At 65.3% G+C, this 10,619-nt stretch carries 12 protein-coding genes and 1 pseudogene; 8 read left to right on the top strand and 5 right to left on the bottom strand.

The genetic code is table 11. From position 1 onward, the window contains the following. Positions 1-180, bottom strand: a pseudogene (locus P3W85_RS27815) (alpha/beta fold hydrolase); the annotation flags it as partial. Positions 181-265: 85 nt separating this feature from the next. Between P3W85_RS27815 and pqqA the strand changes: the two are divergent. From pqqA to pqqE, 5 genes are all read left to right on the top strand, one after another. After that, the gene (pqqA, locus tag P3W85_RS27810) at positions 266-340 is read left to right on the top strand and encodes a pyrroloquinoline quinone precursor peptide PqqA (RefSeq protein WP_006161450.1); all 75 of its coding nucleotides are present in this window, start codon (positions 266-268) and stop codon (positions 338-340) included. Between the two features lie 143 nt (positions 341-483). Next, complete coding sequence (gene pqqB, locus P3W85_RS27805; RefSeq protein ID WP_017224093.1) at positions 484-1,401, top strand: pyrroloquinoline quinone biosynthesis protein PqqB; 918 nt, start codon at positions 484-486, stop codon at positions 1,399-1,401. Next, positions 1,398-2,090, top strand: coding sequence for a pyrroloquinoline-quinone synthase PqqC (pqqC, locus tag P3W85_RS27800; protein ID WP_276267127.1), 693 nt, complete (start codon positions 1,398-1,400; stop codon positions 2,088-2,090). Before pqqB ends, pqqC begins: the two co-directional genes overlap by 4 nt. Further along, positions 2,087-2,359, top strand: coding sequence for a pyrroloquinoline quinone biosynthesis peptide chaperone PqqD (pqqD, locus tag P3W85_RS27795; RefSeq protein WP_017224091.1), 273 nt, complete (start codon positions 2,087-2,089; stop codon positions 2,357-2,359). The genes pqqC and pqqD overlap by 4 nt, the downstream gene beginning before the upstream one ends. Then, positions 2,331-3,503 (top strand): pyrroloquinoline quinone biosynthesis protein PqqE, encoded by a 1,173-nt coding sequence (gene pqqE, locus P3W85_RS27790; RefSeq protein ID WP_017224090.1) that lies wholly within the window; start codon positions 2,331-2,333, stop codon positions 3,501-3,503. Before pqqD ends, pqqE begins: the two co-directional genes overlap by 29 nt. A gap of 77 nt (positions 3,504-3,580) precedes the next feature. Here pqqE and P3W85_RS27785 read toward each other — a convergent pair whose 3' ends face one another. Both P3W85_RS27785 and P3W85_RS27780 read right to left on the bottom strand, forming a co-directional pair. Further along, positions 3,581-4,600 (bottom strand): helix-turn-helix domain-containing protein, encoded by a 1,020-nt coding sequence (locus tag P3W85_RS27785; protein WP_276267126.1) that lies wholly within the window; start codon positions 4,598-4,600, stop codon positions 3,581-3,583. Positions 4,601-4,775: 175 nt separating this feature from the next. Continuing rightward, positions 4,776-6,101: a PLP-dependent aminotransferase family protein gene (locus P3W85_RS27780; protein ID WP_276267125.1), complete on the bottom strand. Its 1,326-nt coding sequence runs from the start codon at positions 6,099-6,101 to the stop codon at positions 4,776-4,778. A gap of 105 nt (positions 6,102-6,206) precedes the next feature. Between P3W85_RS27780 and P3W85_RS27775 the strand changes: the two genes are divergently transcribed. Then, entirely contained in the window at positions 6,207-6,836 is a 630-nt protein-coding gene (locus P3W85_RS27775) for a LysE family translocator (protein ID WP_017225862.1), read from the top strand. Between the two features lie 81 nt (positions 6,837-6,917). Further along, positions 6,918-7,304, top strand: a complete 387-nt coding sequence (locus P3W85_RS27770; RefSeq protein ID WP_276267124.1) for an antibiotic biosynthesis monooxygenase family protein — start codon at positions 6,918-6,920, stop codon at positions 7,302-7,304. A 78-nt stretch (positions 7,305-7,382) separates the two neighbouring features. Here the strand turns inward: P3W85_RS27770 and P3W85_RS27765 are convergent, their stop codons facing one another. Next, complete coding sequence (locus tag P3W85_RS27765; protein ID WP_276267123.1) at positions 7,383-8,462, bottom strand: porin; 1,080 nt, start codon at positions 8,460-8,462, stop codon at positions 7,383-7,385. A gap of 436 nt (positions 8,463-8,898) precedes the next feature. Beyond that, positions 8,899-9,132 (bottom strand): hypothetical protein, encoded by a 234-nt coding sequence (locus tag P3W85_RS27760; protein ID WP_276267122.1) that lies wholly within the window; start codon positions 9,130-9,132, stop codon positions 8,899-8,901. Between the two features lie 170 nt (positions 9,133-9,302). Between P3W85_RS27760 and P3W85_RS27755 the strand changes: the two genes are divergently transcribed. Next, positions 9,303-10,613, top strand: coding sequence for a HipA domain-containing protein (locus P3W85_RS27755; RefSeq protein ID WP_276267121.1), 1,311 nt, complete (start codon positions 9,303-9,305; stop codon positions 10,611-10,613). Positions 10,614-10,619: the final 6 nt, after the last annotated feature.

Genomic DNA, 10,619 nt, shown 5'->3' with positions numbered 1-10,619 from the left:
GGCGCGATGCCGCAGCGGATCGAACCACGCCGCCATCGACGGGTTGCAGCCGCTGCCCGGGCCGCCGTGCAGCACCAGCCACGCCTCGCCCGTGGCGGGACCGGCCTGCCGCACATGCAGGCGCTGGCCATCCCGCGTACGGAGAAAGAAGCAGGAGGAGGACGGCGGTGCTGCGGGCATGGATGTTGCCTCGGAAAGGACGCGGCCATCGCCGCAAGAAGAACCGATGATGCATTCACTAACTATGCCACCCAAAGGAAGAGACATGAACTGGACCACTCCCGCCTACAAGGAACTGCGCCTGGGTTTCGAGATCACCATGTACATCGCCAACCGCTGAGCACGTCAGGCTGTCCGTGCCGACCCGGCAAGGCCCGCCCCGGCGGGCTTTTTTTTCTGGCTGGCGGGCTTTTTGCTCATGCCTTGCGCATTGCACCCTGCCCTTTGGCTTTGACTCAGTCACCAACACATCGATACCGCGCCATGACAATACTCCGGGTTCTGGGCTCGGCCGCCGGCGGCGGCTTTCCCCAGTGGAACTGCAACTGCCAGAATTGCGATGGCGTACGCAATGGCACGCTGCGCGCCACGCCGCGCACGCAGTCGTCGATCGCCTTGAGCGACGAAGGACAGGACTGGGTGCTGGTCAACGCCTCGCCCGACATCCTCGACCAGTTGCGCCACGCGCCGGCGCTGCAGCCAGCGCGCCGTCCGCGCGACACGGGCATTGCCGGCGTGGTGCTGATGGATGCGCAGATCGATCACGTCACCGGCCTCCTGATGCTGCGCGAGCACCGGCAGGCGCTGCCGGTCTACGCCACCGCGGCGGTACTGCAGGATCTCGGCACGGCGTTTCCCCTCACGCGCATGCTGTCGCATTACTGCGGACTGGACACGCACACGCTGGGACTGGACGACACGCCCTTCACGGTGCCGCCGCTCTATAGCGTGATGCTGACCCCGGTGCCGCTGGAGAGCAAGGCGCCGCCCTATTCCCCCCATCGCCACGCGCCGCAGCGCGGCGACAATATCGGCCTGCGCATCGTCGATCTCGGCACCGGCCGGCGCGCCTTCTACGCCCCCGGCCTGGGCCGCATCGAACCGCATGTGCTCGACGAACTGCAACGCGCCGACGTGGTGCTGGTGGATGGCACCTTCTGGCGCGGCGACGAAATGCAACAGCTCGGCTTCTCCGCCAAGAGCGCCGCCGACATGGGGCACCTCGCACTGTCCGGCCCCGGCGGCATGATCGAGACGCTCGACCGCCTGCCCGCGGCCCGCAAGATCCTGATCCACATCAACAACACCAACCCGATCCTGGTGGAAGACTCGCCGCAGCGCAGCCTGCTGGCGGACCACGGCATCGAGGTGGCATACGACGGCATGGAAATCACGCTATGACACAAGCCACGGCCTGGAGCACCGCCGAGTTCGAAGCGCGCCTGCGCGCGAAGGAGACCGGATACCATATCCACCACCCGTTCAACCTGCGCATGGCGTCCGGGCAATGCACGCCGGAGCAGATTCGCGCCTGGGTGGCCAACCGCTTCTACTACCAGACCAGCATCCCGCTCAAGGACGCCGCCGTCCTTTCCAACTGCCCCGACCGCGCAACGCGCCGCGAATGGGTCGTGCGCATCCTGGACCATGACGGCACCGAGACCCAGGAAGGCGGCATCGAAGCCTGGCTGCGCCTGGGCGTCGCGGTGGGGCTCACGCGCGAAGCGCTATGGTCGCACCGCCATGTGCTGCCCGGTGTGCGCTTTGCCGTCGACGCCTATGTGAATTTCGCGCGGCGCGCGCCCTGGCAGGAGGCGGTGTGCTCCTCCCTGACGGAGATGTTCGCCCCGCAGATCCACAAGGAGCGCCTGGCCGGCTGGCCCGGTCACTACCCCTGGATCGAAGCGCAGGGCCTGGATTATTTCCGCTCCCGCATTCCACTCGCGCAGCGCGATGTCGATCACGGCCTGCGCGTGACGCTCGAATACTTCCGCACGCCGGAGCAGCAGCAACGCGCGCTGGACATCCTGCAATTCAAGCTCGACATTCTGTGGTCGATGCTCGACGCCATCCAACTAGCCCAACCATGAGCCCGACCGAAACCGACCTGGCCAAGCCAACGCTGCACCGGACCTTCCGCCTGCAGTGGGAAGACGCCCAGCAGAGCTGGATCCTGCTGTATCCGGAAGGCATGGTCACGCTCAACGACAGCGCGGCCGCCATCCTGCAACGCTGCGACGGCAGCCATACGCTCGACATGCTGATCGACGACCTGCAGTCCGCCTTCGGCGTGCAGGGCATCGCACCGGAGGTACACGCCTTTGTCAAACATGCCACAGAACGCGGCTGGCTGGTCTGAGCCGCCCGCATCGCCAGCGCCGCCCGGACCGCCGCTATGGCTGCTGGCGGAACTCACCTACCGCTGCCCGCTTCATTGCGCCTTCTGCTCCAACCCGGTGGACTATGCCCGGCACGACGCCGAGCTCGACACCGCCCAGTGGCGCGACGTCTTCACCCAGGCGCGCGCGCTGGGCGCCGTGCAGCTCGGCCTGTCCGGCGGCGAACCGCTGCTGCGCAAGGACCTGGAAGCCCTGGTCGAACACGCCCACGGGCTCGGCTTCTACACCAACCTCATCACCTCCGGCATCGGCCTCACCGACGACCGGCTGGCCGCCTTGCGCACCGCCGGACTCGACCATATCCAGCTATCGTTCCAGGACTCCAGCCGCGAACTCAACGACTTTCTCTCCAGCACCCGCACCTTCAACCTGAAGCAGCGGGTAGCCCGCCTGATCAAGGCGCATGGCTACCCGATGGTGATGAACTGCGTGCTGCACCGGCACAACCTGCCCCACGTCGGCGCCATCATCGAGATGGCGCTGGAGATGGGGGCGGAATACCTGGAACTGGCCAACACGCAATACTACGGCTGGGCCTGGGAAAACCGCCAGGCGCTGATGCCCACGCACGAACAGCTGCGCGAAGCCGAAGCCGTCGTGAACGCATACCGCGCGCGCATCGGCAACCGGTGCAAGATCCTGTTCGTGGTGCCCGACTACTTCGAGGAGCGCCCCAAGAAATGCATGAACGGCTGGGGCACCACCTTCCTGGGCGTGGCCCCCGACGGCGTCGCGCTGCCCTGCCACGCGGCGCGCATGCTGCCCGGACTTGACCTGCCGAACGTCACCAAGGAGCCGCTGCGGCAGATCTGGCGCGACAGCGATGCCTTCCAGCGTTTCCGCGGTACGCACTGGATGCCCGAGCCCTGCCGATCCTGCGATTCGCAGGAGGAAGACCAGGGCGGGTGCCGCTGCCAGGCCTTCCTGCTGACCGGCGACGCCACCGCCACGGATCCGGTCTGCGGCCGCTCGGCAGACCACGGGAAGGTCCAGGCGATCGTGCTGCAAGGCCGGCTTGCCGAGGCGCAAGCGCGCGGCCGGGAGCATGGGTTGGTCTTTCGCAGCGATGGGAATTCGCTCAGGCTGAGCAGCGCTGGCGGGTGAAGGGAGGCAGGGAACCCGGCGCGTCAAACGACGCTGGCAGGATGCGCCCGCGCCGTTTGGAATGCCCGATCCGGACGCTAATGCCGTACGGCCACGCCCCTCCCGCCCGCATGCTGCTGCCGCCACTGCGAAGGACTCATGCCGAAGCGCTCGTGGAACACGCGGCTGAAATGCGCGGCATCCGCAAAACCCAGCGCAAATGCAATCTCCGTGATGCTGCGCCCGCCCTCCCCGCCACCGGACAGCCGCAGCGCTGCCTGCCGCAGCCGGCGCGACAGGATATAGGCGTGCGGCGTCTGGCCGAACTCGCGGAACAGGTTGTACAGCGTGCGGCGCGAGACGTTCAGGACCGCAGCCAGGCTTTGCGCCGATAGTTCCGGATCGTGCAAATGAGCGTCGACGAAGCTGGCGATGCGGTTGATGCGCGCCTCGCCCAGATGGCGCGCCATGACGGCGTCCGTGCCGTCCCCGAGCGCCGGCGGCGGCGGGGCGTGCGCCCCCTGCAGCGCCGTCTCCATCAGCGCAACCATCGAATCCTGCAGCACCAGCTGGCCTTGCTGGTCCAGCAGATGGCCCGCGCAGGCATCGTGCAGCAGCGCCCCCAGCGCCGACACCGCGATGCGCGCCGCGCCCTCCCCGCGCAGCGCCCGTCCGCCCAGGCTGGCGGCCGCCTGCCGCCAGCCGAAGGCGCGCTCCTGCGGCACCAGCAGCACCAGCACGCGGCAGCGATCCGCCATCTCGATGCTGTAGGGCTGCGCGGTATCGTAGATCGACCACATGCCCGGCTCCAGCGACGCCTCGTTGCCGCGCTGCGCCACCCGGCTCCGCCCGCTGAGCTGCCAGAAAATCTTGAAAAAACCGGCATCGGATGCCGCCGCGTGCCGGGGCTCGCGCGCCACGCGATGCGCGTCGACCTCCATGTCCGCCACCGCGCATGCGCCGAAGCGCGCATAGCTCGCCTTGCAATGAAACGGCCCACGCCCCTGGCGGGAGTATTCGAGCGGCAGGAAGCTCGTATCGATGGCCTCGCGCCATTGATCGAACGTCATATTGGTCGTCCGCGTCATGTTTTGCGGCAGGCTCTGCACAGCGGGCATCAGGGCATCTCCAGTGACCGGCGGCATGGGGGCGCGCGCCGGAAGTGCTCGAAGCTGGACGGCCAGCCTAATGGAAAGCCTGCGGGCAGACAATGGGAACAACTACGCAGGCGCGGGCGCACCGGTCCGGAAAACGGCCGACCGGCGCCGTTGCGACGGCGATTGCTGCATCGCGTCAACCGGCCACCGCCCGGCGCACCTTGGTCAGCGCCTCCGCCAGTGCTTCATGCGAGATGGAGCCAATGGCAAGCCGCAGTGCGTGCGGCACGTTGGGCGTCGCGGCAAACGGCTCCGCCGTCGTCACCAGGACGCCCTCGCGCCCCAGGCCGGCAGCAACGCCATCGGCACGCATCTCCTCGGGCAATGAAAGCCAGAGATAGTAGGACGAGCGGTGCGCGGCGATGGCGCACCCGCGCAGCACGCGGCGCGCCAGGCTCTGGCGCTGCCGCGCGTCCTTGCGCTTCCTGTCCTCGAGCTCGTCGACCAGGCCGGCCTCGATCCAGTGGCAGCCCAGCGCCACGGTCAGGGACGGTGTATTCCAGGTCGACACGCGGATAGCGCGCTCAAGCGCCGGCACCATGGCAAGCGGCGCAACGACGAAGCCGAGGCGCAAGCCGGAAGCCACGCTCTTCGACAAGCCCGACACATAGACGGTGCGCCCGGGTGCGCAGGTAAAGACCGGCCTGGGTGCCGGCTCGGCCAGGAAAGCATAGGCGCCGTCCTCGATGATCAGGAAATCGTGCCGCTCGGCCAGCCCGGCCAGGCGCAAGCGGTCTTCCTCGGGCATCACCGTGCCAAGCGGGTTGTGCATGGTAGGCATGGCGTAGACCGCGCGCACCGGGCGCCGCCTGCAGAGCGCGGCCAGCGCGTCGAGGTCCATGCCCGTGGCGGTGTGCGGCACCGGCTCCAGGTCGAGGCGATGCGCCTGGGCCAGCATCTTCATGCCTGGATAGGTCAGGGCATCCACCGCCAGGACGTCTCCCGGCTGGAGCAGCCCCATCACCGTCACGGCCAGCCCCTGCTGCGCGCCGTTGACGATCAGCGCCTGTTCGCCGCCCACCCGGATGCCCCGGTTGCGCAGGTGCCTGGCTGCGGTCTGCCGCTCGTGCGGCCGTCCGCCCTGGGGCGCCGAATGCAGCAATGCGTCGAGATCGCCCGAGGCGGCAATGGTACGCAGCCCGTCCCGCAGCATGTCGACCTGCCCCGGCAAGGACGGATAGTTGAAGGTGAGATCGACGGCGCCGAATCGCACGGGATGCTGCTCCATCCCCAAGCCGCGCGGCAGCGAGGTGTCGCGCACGAACGTGCCCCGGCCGGTCTCGCCGACGACGAGGCCGGTCGATTCGAGCTCCTTGTACACGCGCGAGGCGGTTGCCAGGGCGATGCCGTGCTGCTTCATCAGGGCGCGCACGGTCGGCAGCTGCGTGCCCGGCGGGAGCTCGCCCCGGCGAATGCGATCGGCAATGTCATCCATGAGGGCTTTGTACCGTACCGGAACCATGCTGTTTCCTTGCGCCTTGTATCTAGAACAATTTTTTGTTTGTATCAATAACAAAGACTACGCTACCGATCTCATCAACGCAAAGGGATTCCAGGAGCTTTGGACATGATCGCATTCGCTACCTTGCTGGTGTTCTCGGCAGCCGTCATGATGCTGCTGCTGTCGCCCGGGCCGAACATGGCCTTTGTCATGGCGCACGGCGTCAGCTATGGGCTCGGCGGTGGCGCCGCGGCCGCGCTGGGCATTGGCGCGGCCGACCTGGTCCTGACCGGCCTGACCGCCACCGGCATCACCGCCGTGATCGCCGCGTGGCCACCGGCCTTCGACCTGATCCGCTACGCGGGCGCCGCGTATCTGCTCTGGATGGCCTACAAGGCCCTGCGCCGCCCGCGCTCGCCGCTCGGCGCGGTGGCGCAGCAGGCTTCGCTGAAGTCCGTGTTCCTGCGCTCCATGCTGAACAGCCTGCTGAACCCGAAGGCCCTGCTGTTCTTCATGGTCTTCCTGCCCCAGTTCGTGGAGCCGGGCAAAGGCAATGTTGCCGGGCAACTGGTCATCCTGGGCTGTGTGCTGACGGCGATCAGCGTTGTCTTCCATGCCTTGCTGGGCGCGGCCGGCGGCTCGGCGCGCCGCTTCCTGTCGCGCAACCCGCGCGCGGCCACGGTGCAGACCTATGGGCTTGCGGTGGTGCTGGTGTTGCTTGCGCTCAGGCTGATTGCGATGCCAAGAGCTGCCTAGACCCTGGATCTGCATGGCGCTGCCTGAATCCCGCCTGCCGGCAAACCATCACCCCCCCACATGCGCAACGGAGAGCATGCAATGTACATCGCAGCCTTTATCTACAAGCCAGGCGAGATCGACGAGGAATTCAAGCGCTTGAGCGCCGTCATCGACGAGGTGGCGGCCAGCGTTCCCGGTTTCCTGGGCGCCGAATCCTGGCGCTCGCCCGACGGGAGCATGAGCAACGCCAGTTATTACTGGCAGGATCAGGAAGCCTTGCGCACCTTCGCCAGCCACCCGCGGCACCTGGAGGCGAAGCGCCAGTACCGCAAATGGTATGCGGGCTATCACGTCGTGGTGTCGAAGGTGGAACGCGTCTACGGCGACCGGAGCTTCGACCATATCACCCGATCCAGCGAAGCGGAAAAAAAAGGCCGGTCGATTGACCGGCCAAACGATCCTCGCGCCGAAGCAAGGTCGATATGATTCCTGGCGGCTTGCGCCGCCGCGGGAGGAAGCCAGCGGGCGGCATGGCGCCAATGGCGCTGTGCCGCCCGCCGCCGCTTAGAAGCGGTGGCGCAGGCCGACGGTGGCGCCGGTCTGGTTCTCGCCCGGCAGTGCGGTGCCGCTGCCGTTCAGGCCCAGCGTGGAGCGCGACTTGTTCTTCACGTAGCCAACGTTCAGGTAGGCGTCGGTGCGCTTGGACAGCGAGTAGTCCGCCGACAGCACGAACATCCACGGATCCGCGTCGCTGTTCTTGACGTCGTTGTAGTAAGCCGCGCCGGTCAGCTGGAACGCGGGCGTGAACTTGTACTGCGCGCCGGCCCAGTACACATTGCTGCGCGTGGTCGCGGCCGTGAGGCTTGCCGTGCCATCGTCACGCAGCCAGCGGTAGCCGGCAAACACCTTGGCGTCGCCAAAGGCATAGGCCGTACCGATTGCCACGCGCTTGGCGCTGCGATCCTTCAGCGCGACCGAAGCCCCCTGGAACTGGTCATACGCGCCACCGATCGAGAAGCCGCCAGCCGCATAGGACAGGCCGGCGCCGAAGTTGCGCCCCACCTTGCTCTGGCCCGCCACTTCGCCGCCGTTGGCCACGGTAGCGTCGCGCCCGAAACTGTAGAAGCCGGTGGCAGTCAGGCCACCGAACTTGCCGGTGTACTTCATGGCATTGTCGGCGCGGCCGTTGAACAGGGAATCGACGCTGTTGAGCGAGTAGCGCGGGCCCACGCCCATCGGGTCGTAAGCGCCGAACAAGTCATACAGCGAGTTCTGCTGGCGGCCCAGCGTCACGGCGCCGAAATTGCCCTGCAGCCCCACATACGACTGGCGGCCAAACAGGCGATTGCCCTGGCCGGACGTGCCGGTGTCCAGATCAAAGCCGCTTTCCAGCACAAAGATGCCCTTCAGGCCGCCGCCCAGGTCTTCCGTGCCGCGCAGGCCCCAGCGCGAACCGGACAGGTTGCCGGAGTTCAGGCGCGTCACCGTGCCGCCCGCGGAACCCGTGGCCGGCGTGTTGTTGATGATTTCAACGCCAGCGTCGACGATGCCGTACAGCGTGACGCCGGACGAGGTTTGGGCGAACGCTGCGCCGGATGCCGCGGCGGCTGCCGCGGCGGTCATTGCGAGTAGAGCTTTCTTCACTGGGTTTTCTCTGTCTTATGGAATGGATGAGGCAATCCTCCGCCGGCGGCGGGCGACCATGCGTGACATGCCATGAATCGCACCCGTGGCGGCAACCGTATTGTGGCTGCGGCTTATTAAACTTTTATGTCTTAATGACTGCAACAAAGGTCATTCAAATACGCCACTGCATATACTGCATCTGGCGCGATATAGCACAACGCGATGTAAATACCGACGCGTGGGCAGAGCGCCACTTACACCTGTTTCCAGCACATTCCGCGCCGATTTTCCCACCTAGGGATTACATCCATAGTTTTCGGATAAGGGGAAGGACTGCCTGGGGGGCGAGACCTCTCGCCGGGAGGCATCCGCGACAAATCGTCTCGAACGAGAAAATCATGCGCTCGCAAGGATTTCTGCTTCCGTACACAGTTCGGCCGCAAAAACCTTGCGCTCACACGGTTTTCGGTCGACATTCCTTGAAATCAACGAAAAACCATGCGTTCGCAAGGTTTTCTTGTGAGCAAGCTGCTTTTGACATAAAATCCTTGCGTTCACAAGGATTTTTCATGAAAGCGCCCATAACAAGTGCCTCAGACTTCTCCGTGCTCGTGAGAGCGGCTCGGAAGGCCCAAAACTTGAGGCAGGACGACGCCGCAGGGGCCAGTGGCGTTAGCGAGAGCTTCATGCTGAAATTGGAATCCGGAGATGAGAATCTCAACTGGAGCCACCTCTTTCAGGTCCTTCAGTCCCTCGGCATTCACTTGTACGCAGACCTGCCCGATGCCGCGTCAAACCTTGTCGTCGCGGAACGGGAGCGGATGAGGCTGCGCCAAGCGCGTCGGGAGACGGACAGCCGTGACTAAGCGCTCCCTGGTTGCAAGCATTAATGGCATCCCCGTCGGCGAGCTGGACGCGGCAGACGACATCTGGCAGTTCGTTTACGACCCTGCCTGGCTTGCCAGCCCGGAGCGGTACGCCCTTGGTCCAGAGCTCCCCCTGCAGCCAGAACCCATTCGGGATGGGAGCACCAAGCGCCATGTGCAGTGGTACTTCGACAATTTGTTGCCCGAGGAAGGGCAACGGACACTGCTGGCAGCCGACGCCAAGGTTAGCGCAGGAGACTCCTTTGCCCTGCTGGAGTACTACGGTGCCGAGTCCGCTGGGTCGGTAACACTGCTGCGCCCCGGTCAAGCCAATCACCTTACCCCGGCGCTGCGACAGCTTTCCCTTGAAGCGCTGGAGGCGCGAATTCAGAATTTGCCGCACGTCCCGCTAACACACAGCGCCATCAAACGCATGTCGCTGGCGGGTGCACAGCACAAACTTGCCGTCGTTTTCCGCGACGGGGCGCTTTTTGAACCTGGCGGCCCGACTCCGTCAACGCACATCCTGAAACCCAACCACCAGGACACGGACGATTACCCCCACTCTGTTATCAACGAGTACTTCGTCCTGAGGTTGGCCGATGCGCTACGGCTGCCGGTCCCGGGAGTCCGCCGGCTTTACGTACCCTCCCCTGTCTATCTGATAGACAGGTTTGACCGAATTGAGGTGACGGGTGAGTGGAAGCGGGTTCACACCCTGGATGCGTGCCAGCTGCTCAGCATGTCCAGTGCCTTCAAGTACTCGAGAGGAAGCGTAGACACGCTGTGCGACCTGGTCGACCGCACTCGCTTCCCGGCGAGTACCCGGATAAACCTGTTTCGCTGGCTTGTGTTCAACCTGCTGATTGGAAACAGCGACGCGCACCTGAAAAATCTCAGTTTTCTAGTCACCACGGAAGGCATAAGCCTGGCGCCTTTCTATGATCTACTGAGCGTTGCCGCATATGACACCGGAACTTACGGAAAATCAGGCTGGCCGGCTGCTACCCGCTTGGCCTGGGGCCTTCTGGGCACCGACGCGTTCCATGCCGTCGACAAGGCTCTACTGATCAGCGGCGCGGAAAAGCTAGGCATTTCAGCGAGGACGGCGGAACGCTTTCTGCATCAGATGTGCAAGGACATCCTGCCCGCAGCGGACAACCTGCTGACAGAAATCCGGACCGGGAATGCCAAACTTCGGACCGCCAATCCCGCCCTGGCCCCGGTTCTTGCCGGCGAAGAGAAAATGCTGCGAGTCATACGATTCACCATCATCGCTGACATGGTGAAGCAACTCAGCTGAGCAGGC

This window comes from Cupriavidus basilensis (assembly GCF_029335485.1).
In the GTDB taxonomy this organism is placed as follows: domain Bacteria; phylum Pseudomonadota; class Gammaproteobacteria; order Burkholderiales; family Burkholderiaceae; genus Cupriavidus; species Cupriavidus basilensis_E.
The sequence above is the reverse complement of the archived record's forward strand: the minus strand, read 5'-3'. Positions and strand labels throughout refer to the sequence as shown.

Bases quoted from the DNA above. Each gene is read 5' to 3' on its own strand.
- pqqB (WP_017224093.1), top strand. From the start codon at position 484: ATGACAATACTCCGGGTTCTGGGCTCGGCCGCCGGCGGCGGCTTTCCC.
- P3W85_RS27770 (WP_276267124.1), top strand. From the start codon at position 6,918: ATGTACATCGCAGCCTTTATCTACAAGCCAGGCGAGATCGACGAGGAA.
- P3W85_RS27785 (WP_276267126.1), bottom strand. From the start codon at position 4,600: ATGCCCGCTGTGCAGAGCCTGCCGCAAAACATGACGCGGACGACCAAT.
- pqqE (WP_017224090.1), top strand. From the start codon at position 2,331: ATGCCACAGAACGCGGCTGGCTGGTCTGAGCCGCCCGCATCGCCAGCG.
- pqqD (WP_017224091.1), top strand. From the start codon at position 2,087: ATGAGCCCGACCGAAACCGACCTGGCCAAGCCAACGCTGCACCGGACC.
- pqqC (WP_276267127.1), top strand. From the start codon at position 1,398: ATGACACAAGCCACGGCCTGGAGCACCGCCGAGTTCGAAGCGCGCCTG.
- P3W85_RS27780 (WP_276267125.1), bottom strand. From the start codon at position 6,101: ATGGTTCCGGTACGGTACAAAGCCCTCATGGATGACATTGCCGATCGC.
- P3W85_RS27760 (WP_276267122.1), bottom strand. From the start codon at position 9,132: ATGAAGCTCTCGCTAACGCCACTGGCCCCTGCGGCGTCGTCCTGCCTC.
- P3W85_RS27775 (WP_017225862.1), top strand. From the start codon at position 6,207: ATGATCGCATTCGCTACCTTGCTGGTGTTCTCGGCAGCCGTCATGATG.